This is a genomic window from Flavobacterium sp. YO12 (genome assembly GCF_004119495.1).
Taxonomy (GTDB): domain Bacteria; phylum Bacteroidota; class Bacteroidia; order Flavobacteriales; family Flavobacteriaceae; genus Flavobacterium.
This window is the reverse complement of record NZ_NRQU01000030.1, coordinates 24638-51619: the sequence shown is the minus strand read 5'-3', so window position 1 is coordinate 51619 and position 26982 is coordinate 24638. Positions and strand designations below refer to the sequence as shown.

Annotated in this window: 26 protein-coding genes; 10 read left to right on the top strand and 16 right to left on the bottom strand. The window is 32.1% G+C overall.

Annotation, left to right across the window (positions count from 1 at the left end; all coding sequences use genetic code 11):
- Positions 1 to 52: 52 nt before the first annotated feature.
- From BOW55_RS11630 to BOW55_RS11570, 13 genes are all read right to left on the bottom strand, one after another.
- A complete protein-coding gene (locus tag BOW55_RS11630) occupies positions 53 to 616 on the bottom strand; it encodes an NUDIX domain-containing protein (RefSeq protein ID WP_129024254.1) in 564 nt (187 codons plus the stop codon).
- A 55-nt stretch (positions 617 to 671) separates the two neighbouring features.
- Positions 672 to 1943, bottom strand: coding sequence for an adenylosuccinate synthase (locus BOW55_RS11625; protein WP_089055436.1), 1272 nt, complete (start codon positions 1941 to 1943; stop codon positions 672 to 674).
- 95 nt (positions 1944 to 2038) lie between these two features.
- On the bottom strand, positions 2039 to 2497 hold the full coding sequence (locus tag BOW55_RS11620; RefSeq protein ID WP_026981862.1) for a Fur family transcriptional regulator: 459 nt from the start codon (positions 2495 to 2497) through the stop codon (positions 2039 to 2041).
- Between the two features lie 88 nt (positions 2498 to 2585).
- Complete coding sequence (locus tag BOW55_RS11615; protein ID WP_129024253.1) at positions 2586 to 4808, bottom strand: bifunctional (p)ppGpp synthetase/guanosine-3',5'-bis(diphosphate) 3'-pyrophosphohydrolase; 2223 nt, start codon at positions 4806 to 4808, stop codon at positions 2586 to 2588.
- A gap of 318 nt (positions 4809 to 5126) precedes the next feature.
- Positions 5127 to 6515, bottom strand: a complete 1389-nt coding sequence (locus BOW55_RS11610) for a serine hydrolase (protein WP_241686542.1) — start codon at positions 6513 to 6515, stop codon at positions 5127 to 5129.
- A 14-nt stretch (positions 6516 to 6529) separates the two neighbouring features.
- A complete protein-coding gene (locus BOW55_RS11605) occupies positions 6530 to 7321 on the bottom strand; it encodes an RNA methyltransferase (RefSeq protein ID WP_129024252.1) in 792 nt (263 codons plus the stop codon).
- Positions 7322 to 7518: 197 nt separating this feature from the next.
- A complete protein-coding gene (locus BOW55_RS11600) occupies positions 7519 to 8604 on the bottom strand; it encodes a phosphoglyceromutase (protein WP_129024251.1) in 1086 nt (361 codons plus the stop codon).
- A 62-nt stretch (positions 8605 to 8666) separates the two neighbouring features.
- Positions 8667 to 9080 carry a hypothetical protein gene (locus tag BOW55_RS11595; protein ID WP_129024250.1) on the bottom strand — a complete coding sequence of 138 codons (414 nt, stop codon included), beginning with the start codon at positions 9078 to 9080 and terminating at the stop codon, positions 8667 to 8669.
- A gap of 36 nt (positions 9081 to 9116) precedes the next feature.
- A complete protein-coding gene (locus BOW55_RS11590) occupies positions 9117 to 10448 on the bottom strand; it encodes a DUF58 domain-containing protein (RefSeq protein WP_129024249.1) in 1332 nt (443 codons plus the stop codon).
- A 97-nt stretch (positions 10449 to 10545) separates the two neighbouring features.
- Positions 10546 to 11559: a MoxR family ATPase gene (locus BOW55_RS11585; RefSeq protein WP_099719926.1), complete on the bottom strand. Its 1014-nt coding sequence runs from the start codon at positions 11557 to 11559 to the stop codon at positions 10546 to 10548.
- 35 nt (positions 11560 to 11594) lie between these two features.
- On the bottom strand, positions 11595 to 12800 hold the full coding sequence (locus BOW55_RS11580) for a DUF4350 domain-containing protein (RefSeq protein ID WP_129024248.1): 1206 nt from the start codon (positions 12798 to 12800) through the stop codon (positions 11595 to 11597).
- Positions 12800 to 13567 carry a DUF4129 domain-containing protein gene (locus BOW55_RS11575; protein ID WP_129024247.1) on the bottom strand — a complete coding sequence of 256 codons (768 nt, stop codon included), beginning with the start codon at positions 13565 to 13567 and terminating at the stop codon, positions 12800 to 12802. Before BOW55_RS11575 ends, BOW55_RS11580 begins: the two co-directional genes overlap by 1 nt.
- Before the next feature lie 12 nt (positions 13568 to 13579).
- On the bottom strand, positions 13580 to 14560 hold the full coding sequence (locus tag BOW55_RS11570; protein WP_129024246.1) for a stage II sporulation protein M: 981 nt from the start codon (positions 14558 to 14560) through the stop codon (positions 13580 to 13582).
- A 20-nt stretch (positions 14561 to 14580) separates the two neighbouring features.
- On the opposite strand from BOW55_RS11570, the gene BOW55_RS11565 reads away from it, so the two are divergent.
- The 7 genes from BOW55_RS11565 to BOW55_RS11535 all read left to right on the top strand — a co-directional run bounded on the left by BOW55_RS11565 (position 14581) and on the right by BOW55_RS11535 (position 21703).
- Complete coding sequence (locus BOW55_RS11565; protein WP_129024245.1) at positions 14581 to 15324, top strand: RDD family protein; 744 nt, start codon at positions 14581 to 14583, stop codon at positions 15322 to 15324.
- Positions 15325 to 15559: 235 nt separating this feature from the next.
- Positions 15560 to 16408 carry a hypothetical protein gene (locus BOW55_RS11560; protein WP_129024244.1) on the top strand — a complete coding sequence of 283 codons (849 nt, stop codon included), beginning with the start codon at positions 15560 to 15562 and terminating at the stop codon, positions 16406 to 16408.
- Between the two features lie 72 nt (positions 16409 to 16480).
- On the top strand, positions 16481 to 17083 hold the full coding sequence (locus tag BOW55_RS11555; RefSeq protein ID WP_089055448.1) for a trimeric intracellular cation channel family protein: 603 nt from the start codon (positions 16481 to 16483) through the stop codon (positions 17081 to 17083).
- A gap of 152 nt (positions 17084 to 17235) precedes the next feature.
- A complete protein-coding gene (locus BOW55_RS11550; protein ID WP_129024243.1) occupies positions 17236 to 18186 on the top strand; it encodes a FemAB family protein in 951 nt (316 codons plus the stop codon).
- A 123-nt stretch (positions 18187 to 18309) separates the two neighbouring features.
- Positions 18310 to 19464 carry a DegT/DnrJ/EryC1/StrS aminotransferase family protein gene (locus tag BOW55_RS11545; RefSeq protein ID WP_129024242.1) on the top strand — a complete coding sequence of 385 codons (1155 nt, stop codon included), beginning with the start codon at positions 18310 to 18312 and terminating at the stop codon, positions 19462 to 19464.
- Between the two features lie 3 nt (positions 19465 to 19467).
- Positions 19468 to 20976, top strand: coding sequence for an O-antigen translocase (locus tag BOW55_RS11540; RefSeq protein WP_129024241.1), 1509 nt, complete (start codon positions 19468 to 19470; stop codon positions 20974 to 20976).
- A complete protein-coding gene (locus BOW55_RS11535) occupies positions 20957 to 21703 on the top strand; it encodes a transferase (RefSeq protein ID WP_129024240.1) in 747 nt (248 codons plus the stop codon). The genes BOW55_RS11540 and BOW55_RS11535 overlap by 20 nt, the downstream gene beginning before the upstream one ends.
- Before the next feature lie 125 nt (positions 21704 to 21828).
- Here the strand turns inward: BOW55_RS11535 and BOW55_RS11530 are convergent, their stop codons facing one another.
- Positions 21829 to 22731 carry a glycosyltransferase gene (locus BOW55_RS11530; RefSeq protein ID WP_129024239.1) on the bottom strand — a complete coding sequence of 301 codons (903 nt, stop codon included), beginning with the start codon at positions 22729 to 22731 and terminating at the stop codon, positions 21829 to 21831.
- 45 nt (positions 22732 to 22776) lie between these two features.
- On the opposite strand from BOW55_RS11530, the gene BOW55_RS11525 reads away from it, so the two are divergent.
- Genes BOW55_RS11525 through BOW55_RS11515 form a run of 3 tightly spaced genes read left to right on the top strand, consistent with a single transcriptional unit; the run spans position 22777 to position 25365 of the window.
- A complete protein-coding gene (locus tag BOW55_RS11525; RefSeq protein ID WP_129024238.1) occupies positions 22777 to 23874 on the top strand; it encodes a glycosyltransferase in 1098 nt (365 codons plus the stop codon).
- Positions 23875 to 23878: 4 nt separating this feature from the next.
- Entirely contained in the window at positions 23879 to 24283 is a 405-nt protein-coding gene (locus BOW55_RS11520) for an FdtA/QdtA family cupin domain-containing protein (RefSeq protein WP_129024237.1), read from the top strand.
- A complete protein-coding gene (locus BOW55_RS11515; protein WP_129024236.1) occupies positions 24280 to 25365 on the top strand; it encodes a glycosyltransferase family 4 protein in 1086 nt (361 codons plus the stop codon). Before BOW55_RS11520 ends, BOW55_RS11515 begins: the two co-directional genes overlap by 4 nt.
- A gap of 8 nt (positions 25366 to 25373) precedes the next feature.
- On the opposite strand, the gene BOW55_RS11510 is transcribed toward BOW55_RS11515, so the two are convergent.
- Positions 25374 to 26252: a glycosyltransferase gene (locus tag BOW55_RS11510; protein ID WP_129024235.1), complete on the bottom strand. Its 879-nt coding sequence runs from the start codon at positions 26250 to 26252 to the stop codon at positions 25374 to 25376.
- On the bottom strand, positions 26253 to 26936 hold the full coding sequence (locus BOW55_RS11505; protein WP_089059079.1) for a cell division ATP-binding protein FtsE: 684 nt from the start codon (positions 26934 to 26936) through the stop codon (positions 26253 to 26255).
- Between the last annotated feature and the right edge of the window lie 46 nt (positions 26937 to 26982).

The following is a 26982-nucleotide window of genomic DNA, read 5'->3' as shown; positions in this document are numbered from 1 at the left end:
GAATTTTAGAACCTAAAAATAACTCAAAAAATACTATATCAAACCTTTTATTTTAGTCATGCTGCAATAAAATAATAGTTTTGGCATCAACAATTTCTCCAGATTCAATCATAGCATAAGCTTCATCAAAAGTATACTCAAGAACCTCAATGTTTTCTTGTTCAGAATCCAATCCGCCGCCATCACTGACTTTCATGCTTTCATCATATTCACCTGTAAACAAATATAGAATTTCGGTTACGGCACCTGGAGACATATAGGTTTCTACAACTTTTTGAACTTTTGTTATGCGATAACCTGTTTCTTCCTCAGTTTCACGAATGATGCATTCTTCAGGATTATCTTGGTCTAAAAGTCCTGCGCAAACTTCAATCATCATTCCCGTTTTATTACCATTTAAAAAAGTTGGCAAACGAAATTGACGCGTTAAAATAACAGTTTTTTTTGTGGTATTATAGAGTAAAATTCCAGCTCCATTTCCGCGGTCATAAACTTCGCGTACATGCGTCTGAATTTTTTCGTTTTCTTTTTGATAAGTAAAATTTACTTTATTTAAAATGTACCAATTGTCTGAGAGTAAAGATGTTTCTGTAATTTTAATTTCTGGATTTTTCATATGGCGAATAAATTTGTATAAAAAAACGCCCTGATTATCAGAGCGTTTAAATGTATTATTTTGTTATTGTTTGCTTTCTGTCTGGTCCAACCGATACAATTTTGATTGGCACTTCGATTTCTTTCTCAATAAACTCAATATATTCTTTTAACTCAATTGGTAATTGATCGTAAGTTGTTAAACCTGTCAAATCAGCTTTCCAGCCTTTGAATTCTTTGTAAACTGGAGTAACGTTTTCTGGTTCAATGTTGTAAGGAAAATGAGCAATATTTTGTCCTTTATAGTTGTATTCTGTACACACTTTTAAAGTTTCAAAACCAGAAAGTACATCCCCTTTCATCATCATTAATTGAGTAACTCCGTTAACTTGAACAGCATATTTTAAAGCTACAAGATCTAACCATCCGCAACGTCTTTGTCTTCCTGTTACAGATCCAAATTCGTTACCCACTTTTGCCATAGTAGCACCAACTTCGTCAAAAAGTTCAGTTGGGAAAGGTCCGCTTCCAACACGTGTTACATAAGCTTTAAAAATTCCGTAAACTTCTTTGATTTTGTTAGGAGCAATTCCTAAACCAGTACAAGCTCCAGCAGCAGTAGTGTTAGATGAAGTTACAAACGGATACGTTCCAAAATCAACATCTAATAATGAACCTTGAGCGCCTTCGCATAGAATAGATTTACCTGCTTTTTGAGCTTGGTGCATGTATTCTTCACTATCAATAAAATCTAGTTTTTTCAATTCTTCGATAGCTTCGAAAAATTCTTTTTCAAGTTCTGCTAAGTTGTATTGAATGTTAACATCATAAAAAGCAATCATTGCTTCGTGCTTGTCAGCCAAAGCTCTGTAACGATCTTTAAAATCTTCTAATTCAATATCACCAACGCGTAAACCGTTTCTACCTGTTTTGTCCATGTAAGTTGGTCCAATTCCTTTAAGGGTAGAACCAATTTTAGCTTTTCCTTTTGATGCTTCAGAAGCGGCATCAAGTAAACGGTGTGTTGGTAAAATTAAATGTGCTTTTCTAGAAATGATTAATTTGCTTTTGATGTCAAGTTTAAATTTCTCTAAACCTTCAATTTCTTTTTGAAAAACTACTGGGTCAATTACAACTCCATTTCCGATGATGTTTACTGAGTTTTTATGAAAAATTCCTGAAGGAATGGTTCTAAGTACGTGTTTAATTCCGTCAAATTCTAGTGTATGTCCTGCGTTTGGTCCTCCTTGAAAACGTGCGATAATATCATAATTTGAGGTAAGAACGTCAACAATTTTTCCTTTACCTTCATCTCCCCATTGTAATCCTAGTAATAAATCTACGGTCATTCTGTTTTAATTTGCGTTGAGACAAGCTGAGTTGTCCTACTGATTAATGTAGTTAATTTTCTTTTTTTTATTTTTTTAATAATGCCTGTTCGGGATTATTGTTTTTGCTTTTTGTTTCCGTAGAAATAAAGTGAATGATTCGTAATTTCGATATCAAATATTTCTTCGATTGTTTTTTTGATGGTTTGAATTCTTGGATCGCAAAATTCAATGACTTCACCAGAATCAGTCATGATAATATGATCATGCTGTTTGTCGAAATACGATTTTTCGTAATAAGCCTGATTTTGCCCAAATTGATGTTTTCTAACCAAAGCGCAGTCCAGCAGCAGTTCAATCGTGTTGTATAACGTAGCTCTGCTCACACGATAGTTCTTATTTTTCATTTTGATGTATAGATTTTCTATATCAAAATGCTCCTCGCTATCGTAGATTTCCTGAAGTATAGCATAACGCTCAGGAGTTTTGCGATGCCCTTTTTGTTCAAGATACATTGTAAAAACATTTTTTACAATTTCTTGATTCTTAGTGTTGTCAGTTGAAATGAGTGTCATATCCGGCAAAGATAATTTTTTATTTTTAATGAATAAAAGTTTCGGGTTTAAAGTTTCGTTACAAAATTCTTATAGTTTCCCTAAAAAGTTAGGTTCTGTACTCTCTCGTAACCTTGTCAACACCGTCAATTTTCTTAATTGCATTGATCATTTTTTTCAGAATAGTATTGTTTTGAACAATAACCGCGATCTGTCCGTGAAAAATTCCCGCATCAGTACTCAATGAAATACTTTGAATATTAACGCTCATATTGTTTGAAATTACACGAGTCAATTGATTGGTAAGTCCTAAAACATCCATTCCGGTAATATTAATAATCGCCTTAAATTCTTCTTGAGAAGAATCGATCCATTTGGCGCTCATAATTCGGTAAGCGTAATTAGACTGCATTCCAATAGCGTTCGGACAATCTTTTTTGTGGACTTTGATACCTTCGTTGATCGTTACAAAACCAAATACATCATCGCCTGGAATAGGGTTACAGCATTGAGATAGTTTATAATCTAATTTATCATGTTCAGTACCAAAAACCAACATGTCATAGTTACTGCTGATAACAGGTTTGTGTATATCCTCTGAAGCGGTCGTGTCTTTATTTCTTTTAATTTTATTTTTAAAGAAATTGATAAACGTATTGCTTTTTTGAGCAGCATAATCTTTTAACTGTTGATTTTCTATTGCGCCAATTCCAACGCGATAAAATAAATCTAAGCTTGTTTTTAATTTAAAAAAGTTAACTAACTCATTTGTACTTTGCTCGTTAAGCGTAATTTTTAAATGTTTTAGTTTTCTGGTAAGTAATTCTTTTCCTTCTTCGGCAATTTTTTTGGTGTTCTCGTTTAGAACGTTTTTAATTTTATTTTTTGCTCTCGAAGTTGTTACATACTCGAGCCAGTTTACCGTTGGTTTTTGGTTTGCAGAAGTTATAACTTCAACTTGATCGCCGCTTTTAAGTTCATGATTTAAAGGAACTAAACGACCGTTTACACGAGTACCTCTAGTTTTAATTCCAATTTCAGAGTGAATACTAAATGCAAAATCAAGAGATGTTGCACCTTTTGGCAGTGATTTGATTTCTCCTTTTGGAGTAAACACGAAGATTTCTTTAGAATATAAATTCATTTTAAAATCCTCAACAAAATCAACCGCATTGGTTTCTTGATTTTCTAGCGCTTCGCGAAGTAAATTCAGCCAAGTATCTAAACCGCTTTCCTCAGTTGCGCCATTTTTGTATTTGTAATGCGCTGCATATCCTTTTTCGGCAATTTCATCCATACGCTCGCTTCGAACCTGAACTTCAACCCAGCGGCCTTTTGGTCCCATAACGGTAATGTGAAGTGCTTCGTAACCAGTTGATTTTGGTGATGAAATCCAGTCGCGTAAACGGCTAGGACTTGGTCTATAGTGATCTGTTACAATCGAGTAAATCTTCCAAGCGATAAATTTTTCGTCATGCGGATCAGATTTATAAACAATTCGCAAGGCAAACTTGTCATAAACTTCATCAAAACTTACATTTTGAGCACGCATTTTTCGGCGAATCGAATAAATGGATTTTGGACGACCTTTTATAATGTAATCAACATTCTCTGCATCTAGAGATTTCTTCAAAACATCCGAAATATCTTTGATGTAAGCATCTTGTTCTTCCTTAGTTTCTCTAATTTTGCTTACAATATCATTGTAAACGGCAGGTTCTGTATATTTTAAACCTAAATCTTCCAATTTAGTTTTAATATTATAAAGTCCTAAACGGTGGGCGAGAGGAGCATAAATATAAAGCGTTTCAGAGGCGATTTTGGTCTGTTTGTATTCCGCCATCGAATCCATTGTCTGCATATTATGTAAACGATCCGCGAGTTTAATCAAAATAACACGTACATCATCATTCAGCGTTAAGATCATTTTTCTAAAATTCTCTGCCTGCATAGATGCATTTAGATCTTTTTGAACTAATGAAATTTTTGTTAAGCCTTCAACTAACTGTGCTACTTTTGGATTGAATAATCGCTCAATATCTTCTACAGTCATTGGCGTATCTTCGACCACATCGTGTAATAAAGCCGCGGCAATAGAAGTTGCTCCCAGACCAATTTCTGAGGCAACAATTTTTGCAACTGCAATAGGATGAAAGATATACGCTTCTCCAGATTTGCGTCTTTGCTCTTTGTGAGCATCTACAGCAACATCAAAAGCCTTTCTAATCAGTTTTTTATCAGTAGGTGATAAAGTCTGATAACTAATTCGTAGTAATTCTTTGTACTCCTGCGCAATCGCTTTGTTTTCTTTTTCTGTATCTATTTCTATCATAACGGCATGGTTCAAGTACTAAAAATAGGAAAAAAAAAGAATATACACAAGGGAATAGGGTGTTGATTTTGGAATGAAATTATTTTGTTTCAAGTTTAAAGTTTCAAGTTTTTGCTGATTGTTTATATCTTAAGTTTTCAATGAGAAACCTGAAACCTGAAACTTGAAATTACTTTTTAGAAAAATCTAAATCTTGAAAATCATAACTAAAATCAGTCAGATCAGAAATTGGAAGCATTTTTAAGTTAACCACATTTCCACTTTCATCATATTTGAAAAGCAAATGAGCATCTGCATGAAAAAAGGCATTATTCCATTTTACAACATAATTACCATCTTTATAGAAAAAGACTTCACCAGCAAGCTGCGGCGAACGTTTTGAAGCAAAATACAACTTTCTTTTTTTTCTGTAATTGTTATTTCCCCAAACCAGTTGTCTTTGTAAGTACCAATGATTTTTGAAAAATCAACCTTTAGTTTGTCTTTTTTATTTTTTGCCACAACAGCCCAAACTTCGTCCGTAACTTTATCTGCAGATTCTTCGCTGGCTTTCATTCGGTTGCTGTAAACCGTAACATAATCATCAGATTTTATGCCTAAATAACTGTCTTTAATTGTATTTGTAATGGCGCTGAATGCTGCTCCAGACTGTTGATTGGTTAAAACAATAATTCCTAATCCTAATTCTGGAATTAAAGTAGTTTGTGTAACATTACCTTCTAATCCGCCTGTGTGTGAAACTTGTTTGTATCCTTTTACATCGCTTAAAAACCAGCCTAAACCATATCCGTTAAAATGAGTATTGTAAGGAGGTCTCGTTTTGGTTGGAATTATAGTTTGCAACTGCCACATTTCGTCATGTTCTTTTTCAGAAAATAACTGTTTATTGTCGCCGTATTTTCCGTTGTTGATTTGCAGAATTGCCCATTTACTCATGTCGTTTACACTAGAATAAATTCCCGCAGCGCCATCAAAAAGCTGATTTTCGTACCGTTTTATCGTTTTCAATTTTCCATCAATCGGTACGTGTGGCGTAATTACGTTTGTGGTATCTTTTAAACGTTTTACCGATGCCACACTATTGTTCATTTCTAATGGTTTCATGATTCGTTCTTCAACAAAATCAGCCCAAGTTTGTTTGCTTACCACGTGTACAATTTCGCCCGCAATTATATACATTAAATTGTCGTAATCGTACTTTGTTCTAAAACTCGAAACGGGTTTTAAATAACGTAAATTATGAATAATATCTTGAGCTTTAAAATCGCTTCCGTCAGGCCAAATCATCAAATCGCCTGCGCCAAGACCAAGTCCGCTTCTGTGTGTTAATAAATCACGGATTGTAAATTCGCGAGTTACAAAATCATCATATATTTTAAAATCTGGAAGATAGGAGATTACTTTATCATCCCATTTTATTTTACCTTCGTCAACCAGCATTGCTAATGCCGCAGATGTAAAAGCTTTACTGTTGGAAGCAATTCCAAACAACGTATTTGCATCTACTTTTTGTTGTGTTAGAACTGATTTTACGCCATATCCTTTGGATAAAACTACTTTGCCGTCTTTTACAATTGCAACTGCAATTCCCGGAACATCAAAAGTTTTTATGGTGCGATTTACCAAGTCATCTACTTCTTGATTGGTTATTTGTGCTGAAACAGAAAAGCTAAATAATAATGCTAAAAGTGATAATTTGTAATTCATGATGGAAAGTTTTTTTAGTTAAATCCTCTTTGGCGTTTGGCTTCAAAAATTAAAATCGCGGCGGCTACAGAAACATTCATACTGTCTATTTCGCCCTGCATCGGGATAATGATATTTTGTGTTGCTGCATCACGCCAGTCCTGCGTTAATCCCGTGGCTTCTGTACCAACAACTAAAGCGGTTGGAGTTGTGAAATTTTGGGTATGATAAGAAGTTGAATTTTGTAATGTAGCGCAGTAAAAATCGATCTTTTTTTCTTTCAAAAAAGTAATGATTTCTTCTGTGGTTCCTGTTGCAATTTGATTGGTAAACAAACAGCCAACGCTGGAACGTACTATATTTGGATTGTACAAATCGCTTTTTGGATTTGCAATTAATACGGCGTCTAAGTTTGCTGCATCTGCAGTACGTAAAAGTGCACCAATGTTTCCTGGTTTTTCTGGAGATTCGGCTACTAAAATTAAAGGATTGTCTGATAATTTTAAATCAGACAGTTTTAAAGATTTGGTTTTGGCTACAGCCAAAATACCTTCGGTTGTGTCTCGATATGCTAGTTTTTGATAAACTTCTTTATTGATTTCTATCAATTGAACCGATTTAGAAACTAGTTCATGAATTTGATTTTCTGTAACTAATTCAGGTAAAAATAAAACCGTTTCGATTTCAAAACCGCCTTTTATAGCAAGTGAAATTTCGCGTTGTCCTTCAATCAAAAATGTTCCGGTTTGCTTTCGGGCTTTTGCTTTTTCTTGTAATAAAACAAGCGATTTTATAAACGGATTTTGGACTGAAGTAATTTGTTTCATTTTTTTAAAGGCTCAAAGTTGCAAAGGTTCAAAGGTACAGAGTTTTTTTTTAAAGTTGCAAAGGTTCAAAGTTGCAAAGTAGTGAGATGAAAAAAAAGAATAGCCACGAATTTCATGAATTTACACAAATTTTTTACCAGTGACAAGTAAAATTTTAATTCGTAAAAATTCGTGAAATTTGTGGCTAAAAAACTAGATTATTTCTTAAAAACTTCTTTAACCTCAGTATCTACAGGATGATCTGCGCTAAAAGTGTAGCCCATAATTTTGGCAATAGTTTGCGCAAACTGTTTTTGATAAATTTGAGATTCTGTTTTGATTTCACCTTTTGGAGCAATTTCTGGTCCCATTGCAGCAAACCAAATTTGTGATGCACCTGCAATATCAGAACCATGATCCGTCCATTGCGCTTTTATTTTGTCGCCGCGTCCGTGATCGACCGTAATGAAAATGGTTGTTTTATTTTTGTATTGCGGATCATTTTGCACAAAATCCCAGATTTCTTTAATCCATTTATCAACCTGATTGGCAGCGTCAAGATATGATTTGTATTGTCCGTGATGTGCCCATTCATCTGTTTCACCATAAGCAACATAAAGTACTTTTGGTTTGTTGGTTTTTAGCTCGTTCATCGCTTGATAATGTGTAAAAACATCAAGACATTCACCTTCATTAAAAGGTTTGTACGAGTTATTACGCATATCGTTCAACAATTTTTGAGTTGCCGTTGGTTTACTTCCTCCAACATTATCAAAAGCTGAAATAACAGGGAAGCCGCTTCGTTCTTCGTTTAAAATTCTATCAAAAGCATCCCAAGCTCCAAAAGCTGCAGTTTTGCCTTTTATTTTTGGCTGCTGATTTAAATACTCTAGAATATTTACATTCGGATTGGCTTTATAACTGTTTGAATTTACCTTAAGATCTACATTTCCAGTCATGATTTCGCTGTATCCGGGATAACTAAACCAATACGGATTGGCAACATCGACTTTGTTGCCAAGATCACGATTGCCATAAATTTGTCCTTTCGAAACAATTTCTGACCAGAAAAAAGGCATTATTTTTTTACGAGATGAAGCATAATCAGCACCAGCGTAGTTTTTATAAATATAAGTGCTGTCACCTTGATTGAATTTTTTATCATTGGCAATTGCAGGATCCAGTCCTTTAAAGACTTCCTGCCATCTAAAGCCGTCTGTGGTGATTACAATAATGTTTTCTGTTTTTTGTGCGCTGCTTAAAAAGCTTATTAAAACAAATGTGGTTAAAAATAGTTTTTTCATAGTATAGTTTTTTTGAATTGTAAAGGTCGAAATATTCACGATTTTAAAAATAAACATTTGTATTATCTTTTGTTTTTTATAATGTAAACAATAAAGATTATTTGACTTAATAAAAAAAGAAAAAGCGAAGCATAAGCTACAATGTCAAGTAATGTGATGAATTCAAGAATATCTTTTGAATTTTCGGCAGTTGTCATGCGGATAAACATATTAAATCTTGCATAAAATACAAAAGGAAGGCAAAGGATAAAATGTACTGCAAAAATTTTAGAAGAAATTATTTTTCCTTTTCGAAGTATTATCCAATAAGTTATAAGGATTACTAAAAGTATGCTCCATACAATTATTTCTAAGTAAGATGTTGATGGAATAACAGTATTCCATCCTGGATTTTGAATTGTGAGCCCTGATTCAAATGGAGTTGCAACAAAGAAAAGTAATAAAAATGATAAAAAAGGAATGTATTTTTTTTCCATCTGCCTATTTATTGAATCAATTTACCTGATCATTTACTACAAAATTCCTCGCGCCTTAATTTCCAAATATTTATTAATGGCGTCTAAAGTCAGATTCTCAGGCTGCGTTAAAACGGAATGGATTCCGTATTTCTTTAATTCGTTTGCAATAAGGCGTTTTTCGAACATGAATTTTTCGGCAATAACTTTATCGTAAACTTCTTGAATAGTGTCCGTTTTTTTGTTGATGATATCGTTTAATTCTGTATTCTGAAAAAAGACAACTACCAATAAATGACTTTTTGCAATTCCTTTTAAGTAAGGTAATTGGCGATTTAAACCATCCATAGTTTCAAAATTGGTGTACAGGATAATTAAGCTTCTTTGGTTGATGTTTTTCTTAATATCGACATACAATCTGCTGTAATCACTTTCAAAAAAATCAGTTTTAATGTTGTATAAAGTTTCGAGTATCTTTTGCATTTGAGAACCTCTTCTCTCCGCAAAAACTCTGTTTTCTACTTTTTTAGAAAAAGCGAAAAGACCAGCTTTATCTTGTTTTTTCAGAATTACATTGGATAAAACTAAAGTTGAATTTATCGCATAATCTAATAAACTTAATCCATTAAAAGGCATTTGCATCACGCGCCCTTTATCAATTGCCATGTAAACTGATTGTGATTTTTCGTCTTGAAATTGGTTCACCATCAAAGTATTTTTCTTTGCAGTGGCTTTCCAGTTTATGGTTCTAAGATCGTCGCCTTGAACATATTCTTTAATTTGCTCAAACTCCATTGTGTGACCAATTCGGCGTATTTTTTTGATTCCGTATTGGTATAAATTATTGGAGAACGCCAACAAATCGTATTTTCTCAATTGAATATACGATGGATATGTTGGAACCATTTGATCTTTGGCAAACGAAAATCGGCGGGAAATTAATCGTAAAGGAGATGAAACATAAATATTCAAATAGCCGAAATAATATTCACCGCGTTCTGTTGGGCGTAAATCATAGCCAATTTCTTTTTGATCTGAAGCTTTGATTTTTTTTACGATTTTAAAATCGCGCACTTGAAATTGAAATGGAATTTCATCAATTATCTTAACTAAAATAGGAAAGGTATAATAGTTTTTTATTTGAATATTGATAGGATTTAAATCTCCATTTGAAAGCTTTTCTGGTGTAATTCTTTCTGCTTCGATTCCAGTTTTTGTGAGATATAATATTAGAATATCAAGGGCTAAGAAAGTGAATAGAATCAAAAATACAAACCATACAGCATTGTATAAATTTGGAAAAATAAAAGCACAGACAAACAATCCTATAATGCCCAAAAGCACATAGAAAAAGAAATTATTCAGGTATAGACTTTTTATAAAATTCACTGTTTTTTTAGTTTCAGGTTTAAAGTTTCAGGTTTCAAGTTTGCTTCGACTTCTCTCGGCAGGACAGAATTGAAATTTACAATTCACCATTAACATTTTATCTCGGAATCTCGACTGTTTCGATAATTTGTTTGATAATTTCAGAGCTTGTAATTCCTTCCATTTCACGTTCTGGAGTTACAATTACACGATGTTGTAAAACAGGAATGGCAGCTTCTTTAATATCTTCGGGAGTAACAAAATCACGTCCGCGAATAGCCGCAAATCCTTTCGAAGCATTCAAAATTGCAATAGACGCACGAGGTGAAGCTCCTAAATACAAAAAGGCATTTTCGCGAGTGTTAACTACGATTCTGGCAATGTATTCTAACAAATTTTGCTCTACTCTGATCTGTTTTACTAAAGCTTGATAATTATTTATTTCAGATGATGAAAGAATAGTTTTAATGGCTTCTAATTTGCCATGATCCTGTAATAAGTGTTCTCTCTGAATGATTAAAATTTCTTCGTTTAATTTTGGATAATCAATCGTAATTTTAAATAAGAAACGGTCTAATTGTGCCTCAGGTAAACGATATGTTCCTTCTTGCTCAATTGGATTTTGGGTTGCAATTACTAAAAATGGAGTTTCTAATTGATAAGCAGAACCGTCAATTGTAATCTGGCGTTCTTCCATAACTTCAAAAAGAGCGGCTTGCGTTTTTGCTGGAGCACGATTAATCTCGTCAATCAAAATTAAGTTAGAAAAAATCGGGCCTTTTTTAAATTCAAATTCTGAGCTTTTCAAATTAAAAATTGAAGTTCCCAGAATATCCGAAGGCATTAAATCCGGCGTAAACTGAATTCGGCTAAAGCCAATGTTTAATGTTTTTGAAAGTAGTTTCGCGGTAATTGTTTTCGCAACTCCAGGAACACCTTCTAATAAAACGTGACCGTTTGATAAAATGGCAACTAGAAGCTGATCGACCATTTTATGCTGGCCAACAATTACAGTTTCTAGTTCTTTCTTAATTGCGTTTACGTGTTCTAAAAGCGGAGCTAGATTTATTCTGGCTTCAAAATTCACATTTTCATTGGTGATTTCAGTTTCTTGAGTATTAATATCGTCCATGATTGTGTATGTTTTTATTTAATTGGTATAAAATATTAGTTTAAAATCTTTTCAATTGCAGTATTAATTCTAATTAAATCTTGTTCAATACTGGCATGATAACCATTTCGATGTTCGTTGATTAAAAATATAAGTTCTTGAATGTCCGTTTCGTTCTTTCCCGTTTTATGATGCAGTTTTTTTACAAAATCATCATCAAGCTTTGTGGTATCGATTAAATATTCAGTTCTAATTTTTTCTAAGAAATAAATGATTTTTTTATCAATAATATTGGTGTGATCTCCTTCTTGATAGTACAAATTACCTATTGTTTTTGTAAAATCAATAGTTGAATTTGCTAATGGCTGCAAAATAGGAACAATACGCTGTTTTCGTTTTGCATTGAATATCATAAAAATCAGCATTCCGATTAAAAATAAATACCAAGCCCATTTTAATGCGGGCTGACTTAGAATGTAACGAAGCGGTGATTCTGAAATGTTTTCATTGTTTTGTCCTTTGGTATACCAGTAAATATTGCCTTTTGGAATGTACGATAATACATTTTCAGTATATTGATATCGATCTTCTTTTAGCAAATTATAATTGGTAAAAGCCACGGGATTCATGTGCAGATAGAAATAACCGCTTTTGTAAGCAACTTTTATAAAGTTGATGTTTTTTTTCTCTTTTGGATTTCCTTGATAACCTAAAACAGTAGTGTTTAAAGTGTCAATTTTAGTAAAGTAATCAACAATATTGCCTGATGATTTATAGATTTTTGAACTCAGTTTTTTATTTGACATCCAAACAGAATTGTTTTCAGTTTGAAGAAAACCAGAATTATAATCTATTTTAAGACTGTCTAATAAAGGTTTTGGAAAATTGGTCATGCTTAAAAAAGCATTGTTTCCATGCGAGACAAAATACATGATTTCTTTAATAGATTGATCGTCAATAGTGTTTTGTGCCGAAATATTTAGAAAAGTTCCTTTTGCAGTATAAGTTTGCACCAAAGTATCTTCATCGTATTTTGAATCTAAAAATTCATACGGCGTGACATTAGCAATTTTTTCAATTTTTTGATTTTTAAGAATACCACCAATTTCTTTGTCAAAAACATACAACCCAAAAGGGATTTTGTCATTGACAGAATAGGTTGGTCTCCAATCAACAGGTTTTGGTTTATTGTAATCTGAAACTAAAATTAAGATCAAGATAAAAACCAGAATTCCAATGTAAATTTTGATATTTTTACTCATCAGCTAAAGGTTTTTAAAGCATTCTTAAATCGATTTTCAGCCTTGTTGAAGGTTGTATCGTTAATTTCAAATTCGCCGTACCAAATATAATTATAGAGATAAGATAAATAGGTAAACTCTTCTTTGTGAGCTGGTTTTTGAAGTTCGTACAAATAATCTGAATTGGTTTTTTCAATATCCCATTCAATATAATTATGCTCTGCCATCGTTTTTAAAAGCCAAAGATAATAGTATCGAACAGCGGTGCGCTTTTCGCCCGAAGCAAGACTTTCTTTTATTAGTTTTTCAAAATCAAGAAGATGAATATTTTTTTCAATATCAGAATAATGAACTGTTCTTTTCTGTGAGTTCTTGCCAAAAATCCATTGACCTTCTTTATTGATAATGGCTTTTACAATTAAATAAATCACTAAAACAATGACCAGAATAGCAATGATTCTTAGAAAAAGAACGGTGAATTTTAATGAAGCTTCCGTTGTACTGAAAGAGAAAATATTTCGTAAAATACTGGCAAGCCAATCTTTAAAACGGTCCCAATAGCTTTTTTCTGGTGCTTTTTGCTCGTAGATAAAATCTTGATCGGTATATTTCTTTTTGAAATTTTTAGAAAATGTTTTTGCTTCTACAGTACTAGAATCAATTTGAATATCAGCTTCGGTATATTTTACCGAATTAATTTTTGGAGGTTCTTCTGTCACCAAAGAATCCTGAGCATGCGAGATGCCGCAGAAAAAAAGAAAAGATAAAATAAATAAAAATTTATTCATTATTGGTGTAGATTAATTCGATTTGGCAGATAGTTTTTGTACTTTTTTATGAACAATAAAAGGATAAATCAGGTAATAAAATGAAATTATTGCTAACGTAAACAGGATGATAAAACTGCTTAACCAATTAGGCATATCAATAGAGTATCTGGTTATAAAACCTTCTAAAAAACCTGCACCGATAGTAAAAGGAAAAGTGCTCAAGAATATTTTAAAGCTGTTTTTGAAACCAATTTTAAATGAATTCATTCTCGAAAAAGTTTTAGGAAATAGGATAGAAGCTCCCAAAATAAATCCTGCTGCCGATTCTATAACTATTGTAAAAATTTCCATCGAACCGTGAATCCAAATACCACGGACGCTTTTCCAGAATACGCCTTGATCGTAGAAAAAATACTGAAAAGATCCCAGCATTATTGCATTTTGAAGAAAGATGTAAAATGTACCAATACCGCCTGTAATTCCAAACATATAACATTTTGCACCAACATAAAGATTATTCATCGTAATGCCGATAAAACTTCCCCAGTTTGATCCAGATCCGTAAACCGCCATTGGATTTCCTTTTTTGATGTTATCCAGAGACATATTTACATAATCATCGCCCAAAATCAAACGAACAAAATTGGAATCATATCGTGCAGAAACTACTCCAATTGCGACAGTCACAAAAAATAAAACAAAGGCGTACATCAAATATCTTTTGTATTCAAATAAAAGCAGCGGAACTTCGGTTTTAAAAAATTCGACGATTCTATTTTTTTCAGTTCGTTTCGTTTTGTAAATTTTTTGGTAAATCTGCGAAGCAAGATGATTTAAGTATACAACCGTCTTACTTTTAGGGTAATAAGTTTGCGCATACGACAAGTCATTCATTAATTGAATGTACAAATTAGCTAATTCGTCAGGATTTTTCTTAGCTTTGCCGAAAATAGCTAGCTCAAATTCCAGCCATTTTTCTTTATTTTGTTTTATAAATGCAACTTCTCTCATTGAAGGCTAAAATATAAAATATGTCAGAATTATCTATTAATACGACACAAAATGTTCGAATAAATTTTATCGCCGCCACGGTAGGCGAGCGAATGGGTGCTTATTTTATAGATTTAGGCATTAAATTATCATACATAATTGTTGTTTCGCTGCTTGTTTTTTATTGGCTTGACCTTGGTCCGTTGATGGATAAATTAGATACTTGGTCGCGAGGTGCGATATTTTTAATGCTTTATTTTCCTTTAATTATTTACTCTATTACTTTAGAAAGTATTTTTGAAGGTCAGTCTTTTGGAAAAAAATTAGTCAAAATAAAAGTGGTTAAAATAGATGGTTACCAAGCAGGATTTGGTGATTATTTAATGAGATGGTTTTTTAGAATAATTGATTTTTCATCATTTTACGGACTTGTAGGTTTAATTGCAGTTGTTTCGAGCAAAAAAGCACAGCGTTTAGGCGATATGGCTGCGGGAACGGCAGTAATTACACTAAAAAACAAAATCAATATAAGTCACACTATTCTTGAGGAAATAGGAGAAGCTTATGTGCCAACCTATCCTTTGGTTATTAAATTGTCAGATAATGATATGAGAATTATCAAAGAAACCTATCAAAAAGCCGAGGCAAAAAACGATCATGAAGTGATTTATAAATTAGTCGCTAAGATTGAAAGTGTAACAGGAATTAAGAATCAATCTGGAAACAATGTTGATTTCATTAGAATAGTGTTAAAAGATTATAATTTTTACACTCAAAACATGTAATGTTACTTTTTTTGTAATTAGTCGTGCGATACTGCAGAGTTTATTTAGAAAAATAATAGTTTTCAAATTTTTAGCATAATTTTTTAACATACTTCGCAAATCGCAGAAAAAAAATGCTTTTAAGCTCAAAACGGGTTAGATGATTTCTTAAATTTGTTAAAGAACTTAGTACTAAGTTTCTTTAAATATGGCGTAACCGAAAAGCCAAAGAGTAGGAAGATTTAAATATAAAATCATGAAAATTAAAAGTGTATATGCTGTTGCAATACTATTTTTGGTATCAATTGCAGCCTTTGCTCAGGGCACAAAAAAATTAGATAAAATCATAAAAAGAGATTATCAGGTAATTGAATGTACAATTAGTAAAATGTCTGATAAAGCAGTTGAATATTCTCTGCCAGGAGAAACAATGCAAATTTCACTTGATACGGGACTAATTGCTCGTATTGATTTTGCCAGTGGGCGTTCTCAAACATTTGATGTAACTCCAGCAAGCAGTTCTTCGTCAGCAAGATCAACAGCAGTTGTTTCTTCTGAAATGAAACAAAATACAATAGCCGTACTTCCAGTTCCTTATTTAAATTCAGATACACAAGAAAGTTCTGAAGATATGGCCAAATTTGCACAAAACGATCTTTACAATAAACTGTTGGATAAATCATCAAATATTTTTCCTTTAACCGTTCAGGATTTAAGAACGACTAACAGTCTGCTTCGTAAAGCTGGTATTGATTATAAAAACATTGATGAAACGCCAATTGAAGATCTTGAAAAAATTCTAGGCGTAGATAATATTGTAGCGGCTAAGGTGTCATATACTATTGGTTCTGGTACAACAGCAACTACTTATAACAGCGGAAATGCGAAAGTAAGTGACAATAACAAGAAGGTAAAAACCAGCGATATTTCGACTACAACAGCCAATACGCAAGAGTATTACTATTACACTGTATATTTTGATATGTATAAAAATGCATCAAAAATATATTCGCAAACACGTAAACCATTCTTGGCAGTAAAAGACAGCTGGATCGATTCTGTGCAGTATTTGCTAAAAAGAAGTCCGATTTACGTAAAAAAATAGCAGATTATAGAGTTGCAAATGGTTTAATCTTTGTATCTCTGCATCTTTAAACCTTTGCAACTTTAAAAAAGAATGTTTCATTTATTAGATATTATCGGTACGATGGCATTTGCAATGTCTGGCGCTTTAACGGCAATGCATAAAAGGCTTGATCCGTTTGGCGTTTTTATTATTGCTTTTGTAACCGCCGTTGGGGGCGGAACCCTGCGCGATGTTTTAATAGGCAGAACTCCTGTGGGCTGGATGCTCAATCTGCAATATGTATATGTGATTATTTTAGGTTTTTTTCTAGCTATACTTTTTAGAAAAAAGTTTGATAAACTTAGAACCTCTCTGTTTTTGTTTGATACAATTGGTTTAGGTGTTTTTACTTTGATAGGCCTTGAAAAAGGAATCATGGTTGGTCTGCATCCTGTGATTTGCGTGGCGCTTGGTACAATGACAGCTTGTTTTGGCGGTGTACTTCGAGATATTTTATGCAATGAAATTCCAACCGTTTTTAGAAGAGAAATTTATGCAACGATCTGTATTTTTGGAGGAGTTGTGTTTTTTGTTTTAAGAAAATGGAATCTGGCAGACGATGCACTGTATTTAGTAACTTCTGTAGTTATTATTTCCGTACGTTTACTTGCAGTAAAATACAAATGGCATTTACAAGCATTTGATCATAAATAAGATTTATTTCTGCCACGAATTACACTAATTCCCACAAATTATACTTTAGGAATATAAGCAGTATGCTTATAAAAAAGTTATAATTTTGGTACCATAGAGTGTAATTGAAAAATAATTAGTGAATATTCGTGAAATTCGCGGCAAAAGAAAAAATGAAAAATCTTATAGTAAAAAAATACACGAAAAGCGATTACGACATTTGGAATGATTTTGTCGATCAGGCCAAAAATGCTACGTTTTTGTTTCATCGTGATTTTATGGAATATCACGCAGATCGTTTTGAAGATTTTTCTCTTTTAATTTTTGAAGAGAACAAATTACGAGCTATTCTGCCTGCAAACAAACGATCAAATTCCGTTTATTCACATCAAGGACTTACATACGGAGGTTTGGTTTTTTCAGCCAAATTAAACGGAGAAAAAGCAGTATCAATTTTAGATGCTGTTTTGTTTTTTTTGAATGAAAACAGCATTAAAACCTTTTATTACAAGCCAATTCCGAGTTTTTATCTTTCAGGCGGAAATCAAGAAATAGACTTCTTTTTGTTTAAAAGAGGTGCCGTTTTAGAACGGAAAGAAATGAATTTGGCCGTAAATTTAAATCTGCCTTTAAAAATTTCTAAAAGCAAATTAAAGCATTTTAGACGAATTGAAAATCTTGATTTAGACATCATTGAAGAAGAAGATTTTCAACCTTTTTGGAATGGAGTTCTAGAACCAAGATTATCAGAGAAGTTTAATGTAAAACCAGTTCATTCAAAAGAAGAAATTACTTTGTTAAGAAACAGGTTTCCTCAAAATATAAAGCAGTTTTCGGTATACCAAAATGATGAAATTATTGCTGGAATTACCATTTTTGAAACCAAGAACATTATAAAATCACAATACGGCGCCACCTCAAAAAAAGGAGAAGAAGTAAGAGCACTCGATTTTTTATTCATCAATTTGATTCATAAATACAAACGAAAAGGAAAACACTTTTTTGATATGGGAATTGTAAATGATGATAATGATTCAGGTTACCACGCTGGATTACTTAAACAAAAAGAAGAGTTAGGCTGCACGGTTTACAATCAGGATTTTTATAAAATCGAGATAAAATAATTTCTATTAGACGCTATACGTATTTTGATAAGCGAAATACTTATTTTTGAGATCACAATTTAATTCAAATAGATTTTTAGAATTATCAATGTGAATCTTTTTAATCTGTGGCTGATACAAAATATGATACCATTTCTAGATCTAAAAAAAATTAACGAGCCTTATGAAACTGCTTTTCAGGAAAAACTGAAATTGGTTTTAGACAATGGCTGGTACATTTTAGGAAAAGAAGTTGAAATTTTTGAAAAGGCTTTCGCCGAATATTGCCAAACAAAATACTGTATTGGAGTAGGGAATGGTTTTGATGCTTTAGTATTAATCTTTAAAGGTTACATACAACTTGGCAAACTGCAAAAAGGCGACGAAGTTATTGTTCCTGCAAACACTTATATTGCTAGTATTTTAGCCATTTTGCAAGCAGATTTAGTTCCTGTTTTAGTTGAACCAAAATTAGAGACCTACAATATAAATCCTGATTTGATTCAGGAGAAAATTACATCAAAAACAAAAGTCGTTTTAGCTGTTCATCTCTACGGACAATTGGCCGAAATGGAGAAAATAAATGAAGTTGCTGTTCAAAATAATCTTTTAGTAATAGAAGATGCCGCACAATCGCATGGAGCGGTTGAAAATTCTAATAATTCCAAATTCCAAATTCCAAACATAAAGGAAGATAAAATGGGCAATCAAAAATCAGCGCTCAAAAATCTAAAATCAAGCGCAGCCCACAGCTTTTATCCGGGAAAAAACCTTGGTTGTTTGGGTGATGGCGGCGCGATTACGACAAACGATTCAGAATTGGCAGAAGTGCTTTTTGCACTTCGAAATTATGGTTCGCAACAAAAATATTATAACGATTATATCGGCGTAAATTCTAGATTAGATGAACTGCAGGCTGGATTTTTAAATCTAAAATTACCCAATTTAGATGCGGATAATAATAAACGACGAGCAATTGCAAAACGGTATTTATCTCAAATTAAAAACGATAAAATCATATTGCCTTATTGGGATAATTCTAATAATCACGTGTTTCATTTATTTGTTGTTAGAACTGAAAACAGAACTGATTTACAGCGTTATTTAACAGATAATAATATTCAAACCGTAATTCATTATCCAGTGCCGCCGCACAAACAAAATGCATTTTTAGAATGGAATAATCTATCTTTTCCTATTACAGAAAAAATTCACGACAAAGTTTTAAGTTTACCAATAAGTCCAGTTTTAACAAAGGAAGAAGTTGATTTTATTATCGAAACACTTAATCAATATTAATTAGTGTCTGATAGTAAAAAATCATATCAGGATATTTTAAAAACGACTTCGGTTTTTGGAGGAGTACAGTTTTTTTTGATTTTAATTTCTGTAATTCGAACCAAATTAATTGCTGTTTTTATTGGTCCAGCCGGAATGGGAATTGTTGCTCTATTAAATTCAACTTTAAGTGTTTTAAACAGTATTTCAGGTTTAGGAATTGAAACCAGCGCGGTAAAAAGCATTTCCGAAAATTATAAAAATAATGATATAAAAACAGTCTCAAAAACAATTCAAATTGTAAAAAAGATTGTTTTTATAACTGGAATCGCTGGAATGCTGCTCGCTTTAATTTTTTCAAAAGCCTTAAGTATCATTACTTTTGGCGATTCAAGTCAAACCTATTCGTTTGCACTACTTTCTGTAACCGTTCTATTTAAACAATTATCTTCAGGACAATTGGCTGTTTTGCAAGGTTTGCGTCAATTCCGATTTTTAGCCAAAGCCAATCTATATGGTAATTTATTTGGATTGCTATTTTCTATCCCGTTGTATTATTTTTTAAGAATTAATGCCATAGTTCCTACGATCTTCATTGCGTCATTATTTGCTTTAATTTTTACCTTTTATTATTCCAATAAAATAAATACAGAGAAAGAAAGAATTCCTAAAACTGCAGTTATCGCCGAAGGAAAATGGATTGTAAAATTGGGTTTTATGCTGACTATAAGCAGTGTTTTAACGCTTTTGTCAACCTATCTGGTTCATATTTATATTGGTAAAACGGGTGGATTAGAACAAGTAGGTTTTTACAATGCAGGATTTACGTTGTTGAATTCTTATGTTGGAATTATTTTTACAGTCATGAGCACCGATTATTTCCCAAAATTAGCTTCTATAAATACGGATAATGCTAAAGTAAGAACCAGCGTACAGCAGCAAGCTTTTATTTCAGTTTTACTTATTACGCCAATTGTTGTTTTGTTTTTGAGTTTTAGTTCGGTAATTGTACAGCTTATTTATACCACAAAATTTGATGCTGTAATTCCTATGATTTGCATTGGAATAATAGGAATGTTGTTTCGTGCTGTTTCGTGGGCAATGGGATTTATTTTAATTGCCAAAGGCGATTCGAAAATGTTTGTAAAAACTGCCATCGCATTTAATATATTGTCGTTATTGATGAATATTTTAGGCTATTATTTTTATGGTTTAGAAGGTCTGGGTTTTAGTTTCTGTTTTTATTTTTTATTCCATTTTATCGGATTAAAAATAATCACTAAAAAGCGTTATGATTTTTATTTTGAGAAAGATTTCTACTCTGTTTACCTTGTTTGTTTTGTAATATGCATTACAGCATTTTTAGTTAGATATATTGAAATTGAAGTTTTAAGATACAGTTTATTATCCATTATGATTTTATTTTCTTTTTGGTTTAGTTGGTTTCAAATCAATAAAAAGATAAATTTAAGCGAATTATTTACTTCATTTGTGAAGCGAAAAAAAGACAGAAATGATTCAGAACAGCTATAAAAAATGTCATTCTTTTTATCAAAAAATCAAGTTTTTCTTTAAAGTAAACTGGATCAAAACGCTGTATTTTAATTTCAAGAAATTCCCTTTCAAAACAGCAAAAAAGCTTCCTGTTTTCTTTTACGGACCTGTAAAGTTTACTTCGATAAAAGGTAAGATTCAGCTTAACGGAAAAGTTCAAAAAGGGATGATAGGTTTTGGTCAGCCTTATGAATTGAATTCTGTTCACAAAGGAATTGCTGAAATTACTGTTTATGGAACTTTAATCTTTAAAGGAAAGTTTCAATTTGGAAAAGATTACTTTCTATTTGTTGGTGAAAATGCCGTTTGTGAGCTTGGCAATATGGCTTCAATGGCTTCAAGTTCAAAACTAATTTGTACCGAAAAAGTTGTTTTAGGAGATTATGCCAGATTTGGTTCTGAATCGCAGATTATTGATACTAATTTTCATGATTTAATTGATACTAAAACAGAGGAGAAGTTTAAAAAATCGGCTCCAATTTGCGTAGGAAATTATAATTTTATGAGCAACAGGGTTTCGATTCTTAAAGGAACTCAAACACCTGATTTTTGTATTGTTGCATCAAATAGTTTGTGTACAAAAGACTATACAGCTTTAGGTGAAAATATTTTAATTGGCGGTGTTCCTGCTAAATTAATCCGAAATAATATTTCCAGAGACTGGCAGGGAGAAAAACAGCAATTAGATGATTTTTTGACAATCTAAAAAAAAATGGACACAGATGACACGGATTCGCTAAAACGAAGACGCGGATTAAAACGATTTTTTTTGATTAATGCATTTAAAAAAATCCGTTTTTATCCGCGTCTTTACAAAGTAAATCCGTAAAATCAGCGTTCAATTATTATTCGGATACGCTGTTTTATTTCCAATAAAATATATCGAAACAACAATTTGAAATTCGAAGTTTTAAACGCCAAAATCATTTCATAATGCATTCGTTTTAAAATGGCTTTGTGTTCTTCTTTTGTTCTGTTTAAAGCAATTGCCTTCTGGATAATCAGATAAGTAGAATGATTTATTTTTCTAGATCTTTCGTCGTTTTTAAGAAAAAAATGAGTTCCTTGAGAAGTTGAGACAATTCGTTTTTGAATCAAAATGGCATCAATAAAATCAAAATCATATTTACGAGAAGCGCGAATCCAAAGATCTAAATCTTCATAAGCAAGATTTTCATCATAACCTTGTAAATCATCAAAAACAGATTTTTTGACCATCGATGAAACGGAACAAATACTATTACCGCCAGAAATAACACTTAAATAAATATCGCCGATTACTCTAGTTTCGATTGTTTTTTTTGCCGAATCAACAGGAAAGTAATAAGAGTCAAATTCTCCATTTTCAGTAATTAGTTCCGTATTACCGTAAACAACGCCAAGGTTTTTGTATTGACTTTTTTGAAATGCTTCTATTTGCATCGAAACGCAATTTTGTGCTAAAATATCGTCGCAGGCTAAATCAATTATAAAACTGCCTTGTGTATGTCGAAGCGCTTTATTAAACGATTTGGTACTTCCTAGATTCGTTTTATTTTCAATAAATAAAATATCAGGATAATTGGTCAGCCAATTCTTAATGACTTTTCTTGAATTATCGGTGCTGAAATCATCAACAATAATTAATTCAACGTATGGATAATCTTGATTAACAGCCGACATTAAGCTCTCGACAATAAACCTTTCGTGGTTATAACACAAGCAAATTATAGTCACTAATGATTTATCCGGCATATTGTTTTAAAAAGTTATATTTGATACGAAAATAAGAAATCACGAATGATATTGTCTCACAAAAAAAAGAAAATTGCGCTGATTGGTTATCGCTTAAGCGGAGGCGGAAGTGAAAAAGTAATGGCAAATTTGTCTGTTTTTTTTGAAAGTAAAGGTTTTGAAGTTGATTTAATTATTGTTTTAGACGAAGTAAGTTATCCCTATTCTGGGAAATTGGTAAACCTGGGTTTACTCAAAAATAAAAGCAATGGTTTTTTTAATAAAGCTAGAAGATTAAAGGCTTTACGAGATTATTTGAATCAGAATCAATTTGATTTTATTATTGATTTTCGCTTTCGGACTAAGGTTATTCAAGAGCTTATTTTGGCTCGATTTATTTACAATACAAAGACTATTTTTACGGTTCACAGCTTTTTAATTGATCATTATATGCCTAATAATTCTTGGCTGACACGATTAATGTACAATCATTGTTTTGCGAATGTTGCCATTACTGAAGAAATGAAAACGTTGATTGAAACCAAACATCAATTAAAAAATGTGGTGACGATTCATAATCCAGTTTGTTTAGAAGAAATTTTAGAAAAACAAAAAGAGGATATCAAAATTAGATTTGATTTTATTGTTGCAGTTGGGCAATATGAAAATGAAATTAAACAATTTGATAAATTAATTTCAAGTTATGCAAAATCGGATTTACCGCAAAAGCAAATTCATTTGATAATAGTAGGAAAGGGAAATGGTATAAAACTTAGAAAAACAGCTTTTGAGAATGATATTGAGGAATTTGTTCATCTTATAGGTTATCAAACGAATCCTTTTCCATTTATTATGAAATCTAAATTCTTGGTTTTAAGCAGTAAAAATGAAGGTTTCCCAAATGTTATTTTAGAAGCTTTGGCGTGCGGAACTCCGGTTGTTTCGTTCGATTGTGATTTTGGTCCCAGAAATATGATTTCTTCTTTTGAAAATGGTATTTTAGTAGAAAATCAAAATTGGGAAAAATTAACCAGCGCCATCAATTTGTTTGTTTCAGATGAAAATTTATATCTGCGTTGTAAACAAAATGCAACTAAAAGCGTCAGCCCTTTTTTATTAGAAAAAATAGGTGAACAATGGTTGAATTTAATGAATTTGAATTAAAAATATGACCACAATTCAAGATATAACATTGGTTAAAATTCCTGTAGTAGAAGACTTAAGCGGGAATTTGGCTTTTATTCAAAACGGAATTCTGCCTTTTGAATTCAAGCGGGTTTATTATCTTTTTGATGTTCCAAGCACAGCTTTTCGCGGAGGACATTCGCATATTGACCAACACGAGGTTTTAATTGCTTTGAGCGGCAGTTTTGAAGTGATTGTAAATGATGGAATTGAGAAAAAAAGCTATTTGCTGAATAAACCAAATGTTGGATTGCATTTACCAAATGGAATTTGGCGTGAATTAGAAAATTTTTCTTCAGGTTCAGTTTGTCTTGTTTTAGCTTCGGATGTTTTTGAGGAAATAGATTATATCAGGGATTATGAAACTTTTTTGAAATCTAAAAAATGAAACTGCTTTATATTGTTCCCACAATAAAAAATGCTGATGGTGTTGCGAGAGTTTTATCCATTAAAGCTAATTATTTTATAGAACATTTTAATTATGAAGTGCATATTTTATCTCAAAACGAAAACTCTGAATTGCCTTTTTATGACTTCAATTCTAAAGTTGTATTTCATTCTATTGAATTAAAAGGAAATGCTTTTAGGTTCTTAAAATTCTATCAAAAACAAATCAATCAAAAAGTAAAAGAAATAAATCCCGATGTTATTTTAGTCGCTGATAACGGTTTAAAAGCATTTGCTTTTCCTTTTTTAATTAGTACAAAACGTCCAATAATTCTAGAATGTCACAGTTCTAAATTTATTGAAGAGAAACAACTGAAATCAAATTTATTGTCGAAGTTAGTTTCAAATATAAAATATTGTTTTAAAGATTTTGGTGCACAAAAGTTTACACAGGTTGTTGTTTTATCAAATGAGAATTTAAACGAATGGAATGTGAAAAATGCAGTTGTAATTCCAAATCCGTCTTGGGTCAAAACAGAAGAAACAGCTTCTTTGCAAAAGAAAAAAGTAATCGCGATTGCCAGAAATTCATACGAAAAAGGTTTAGACCGATTATTACCAATTTGGTCAAAAATAAATGAAAAACATTCGGACTGGGTTTTGGACATTTATACCAATGAAACCGATTCGTTGAAGAAAGAGGTTGTTCGTTTGGGATTAAGTTTTGGAGTTAATTTTTTTCCCTTTCAAAAAAACATTGAGAGTATATATTTAGAGGCTTCTATTTTTGTCATAACATCTAGATTTGAAACTTTTTCTATGACTTTGGTCGAAGCAATGTCTTTTGGTTTACCTTGTATTACTTACGATGGCCCTGTCGGGCCAAGATCGATTATTAATAGTGAAACAAATGGATTTTTGGTTCCTGACGGAAATATAGCATTGTTTGCAGAGAAAATTTCAGTTTTGATTGAGAATGAAGTTTTACGAAAGCAATTAGGTTCAAATGCAAAAGAATCGATGCAGCTTTACGAGATCGATGCGGTAATGGAAAAATGGAAAAAATTGCTGGAAAGTTTGTAGTTGTAACTTTATTTTAAGCTGCAGATATAACTTATTTTGAATACATTCAACAGCGTTAAAGAAGGATTGTTAGAGTTTAATTGTTTGTAAATTATTCGATTAAAAACGCTGTAAAATAATCCTACAGCAAATTTCAATTTGTATTTTTTGAGCAGATTATGCGTGTACAATATTTTTACAAAACGAGCGTCAATTTGTTTTTTTTGATCTAGAATAATTAGGTTTTCCAGACTGTTTTTTACTTTAGAAAGGTAAGTATTGCTGCTGTCAATTTCTCCATGTTCAATAGCGTTATCGATATGTTTTACACTAAAGTTTGACTTACTGACTTGAAAAGCAAAAAGAGTGTCTTCGTGACCGTATTTTGTTAAATCCGAATCAAATTGTATGGTGTTAAAACAATCTTTTTTGATTAAAGTATTGTTGAACATCAGAGTTTTGAAAACAGAAGAATTTCTTTGAGAAACCGTTTTATCTTCAATCAACCTTCCATATTTCCATCTTAGTTTTTGTTCTTTAGATTCGACTTTGAGCGGATGGATTCTGCCGCCGTAAACGATGTCGAAAGAAGTATTATCGAGATAATTTTGTATAAAACGGGAATTGATAATAAGAGAATCTCCATCAATAAAAAGAAGATTCTCGTATTTAGCTTTTGAAACAAGTAAATTTCGATTAGAGCTTAATCCAATGTTTTTTTCTAAAGAAATAAAAGAAGAATTTTGCAAAGAATTGATAGACTCATTTTCCTTGTTTAGTACAGAATTTGAGGCATCATCCTGAGCAATTATTTCAAAATTAATTCCATATAAACAGCATTGCTTTACGAGTTCGTTAACGAGCGATAAAACATTTTGATTGTAAACCGGAATTAAAATCGAAAGCATTTACACGTTTCTTTGCACTACTTCGAAGATTCTTTCATCTTCACATTTTAATGTTTTAGATGGAAATTTCATCAATAATGCATAATCGTGAGTTGCCATGATAATAGTTTTACCATTGGCATTAATCGTTTTTAGTACTTCTAAAACTTCTGAACTTGTTTGAGGATCAAGATTTCCTGTTGGTTCATCAGCTAAAATAAATTCAGGATCATTAAGCAAAGCTCTTGCAATAGCAACACGCTGCTGCTCTCCTCCAGAAAGTTGATGAGGCATTTTGTTAAGATATTCTTTCATGCCTACTTTATCCAGAACTTCATCAATTTTGCGTTCCATTCCTTCTTTGTCAACCCAGCCAGTTGCTCTTAAAACAAAAAGCATATTGTCTTTTACAGAACGGTCTGGAAGCAATTTGAAATCTTGAAAAACAATTCCAATTTTACGTCTTAAATACGGGATATCATTTTCTTTTAAAGTAGCCAAATCAAAATCGACTATGTGACCTTCACCTTCCGTAAGCGGTAAATCTGCATATAAAGTTTTTAAGAAACTACTTTTTCCAGAACCAGTTTTACCAATGATGTAAATAAATTCACCATGCTGAACATCTAAATTAATGTGAGATAAAATTTTTCTTCCTTCTTGATATATAGTGACTTCTTTAAGAGATAGTACGGTTTGTGACATAATAAAATTGATTTGATTGGTAAAAGTAATAAGATAACGGTTGGAT

Bases quoted from the DNA above. Each gene is read 5' to 3' on its own strand.
- BOW55_RS11545 (WP_129024242.1), top strand. From the start codon at position 18,310: ATGATACCATTTCTAGATCTAAAAAAAATTAACGAGCCTTATGAAACT.
- BOW55_RS11595 (WP_129024250.1), bottom strand. From the start codon at position 9,080: ATGGAAAAAAAATACATTCCTTTTTTATCATTTTTATTACTTTTCTTT.
- BOW55_RS11585 (WP_099719926.1), bottom strand. From the start codon at position 11,559: ATGGACGATATTAATACTCAAGAAACTGAAATCACCAATGAAAATGTG.
- BOW55_RS11560 (WP_129024244.1), top strand. From the start codon at position 15,560: ATGAAAATTAAAAGTGTATATGCTGTTGCAATACTATTTTTGGTATCA.
- BOW55_RS11510 (WP_129024235.1), bottom strand. From the start codon at position 26,252: ATGCTTTCGATTTTAATTCCGGTTTACAATCAAAATGTTTTATCGCTC.
- BOW55_RS11535 (WP_129024240.1), top strand. From the start codon at position 20,957: ATGATTCAGAACAGCTATAAAAAATGTCATTCTTTTTATCAAAAAATC.
- BOW55_RS11610 (WP_241686542.1), bottom strand. From the start codon at position 6,515: ATGAATTACAAATTATCACTTTTAGCATTATTATTTAGCTTTTCTGTT.
- BOW55_RS11605 (WP_129024252.1), bottom strand. From the start codon at position 7,321: ATGAAACAAATTACTTCAGTCCAAAATCCGTTTATAAAATCGCTTGTT.
- BOW55_RS11515 (WP_129024236.1), top strand. From the start codon at position 24,280: ATGAAACTGCTTTATATTGTTCCCACAATAAAAAATGCTGATGGTGTT.
- BOW55_RS11525 (WP_129024238.1), top strand. From the start codon at position 22,777: ATGATATTGTCTCACAAAAAAAAGAAAATTGCGCTGATTGGTTATCGC.
- BOW55_RS11625 (WP_089055436.1), bottom strand. From the start codon at position 1,943: ATGACCGTAGATTTATTACTAGGATTACAATGGGGAGATGAAGGTAAA.
- BOW55_RS11520 (WP_129024237.1), top strand. From the start codon at position 23,879: ATGACCACAATTCAAGATATAACATTGGTTAAAATTCCTGTAGTAGAA.
- BOW55_RS11555 (WP_089055448.1), top strand. From the start codon at position 16,481: ATGTTTCATTTATTAGATATTATCGGTACGATGGCATTTGCAATGTCT.
- BOW55_RS11620 (WP_026981862.1), bottom strand. From the start codon at position 2,497: ATGACACTCATTTCAACTGACAACACTAAGAATCAAGAAATTGTAAAA.
- BOW55_RS11600 (WP_129024251.1), bottom strand. From the start codon at position 8,604: ATGAAAAAACTATTTTTAACCACATTTGTTTTAATAAGCTTTTTAAGC.
- BOW55_RS11550 (WP_129024243.1), top strand. From the start codon at position 17,236: ATGAAAAATCTTATAGTAAAAAAATACACGAAAAGCGATTACGACATT.
- BOW55_RS11530 (WP_129024239.1), bottom strand. From the start codon at position 22,731: ATGCCGGATAAATCATTAGTGACTATAATTTGCTTGTGTTATAACCAC.
- BOW55_RS11630 (WP_129024254.1), bottom strand. From the start codon at position 616: ATGAAAAATCCAGAAATTAAAATTACAGAAACATCTTTACTCTCAGAC.
- BOW55_RS11575 (WP_129024247.1), bottom strand. From the start codon at position 13,567: ATGAATAAATTTTTATTTATTTTATCTTTTCTTTTTTTCTGCGGCATC.
- BOW55_RS11615 (WP_129024253.1), bottom strand. From the start codon at position 4,808: ATGATAGAAATAGATACAGAAAAAGAAAACAAAGCGATTGCGCAGGAG.
- BOW55_RS11580 (WP_129024248.1), bottom strand. From the start codon at position 12,800: ATGAGTAAAAATATCAAAATTTACATTGGAATTCTGGTTTTTATCTTG.
- BOW55_RS11565 (WP_129024245.1), top strand. From the start codon at position 14,581: ATGTCAGAATTATCTATTAATACGACACAAAATGTTCGAATAAATTTT.
- BOW55_RS11570 (WP_129024246.1), bottom strand. From the start codon at position 14,560: ATGAGAGAAGTTGCATTTATAAAACAAAATAAAGAAAAATGGCTGGAA.
- BOW55_RS11505 (WP_089059079.1), bottom strand. From the start codon at position 26,936: ATGTCACAAACCGTACTATCTCTTAAAGAAGTCACTATATATCAAGAA.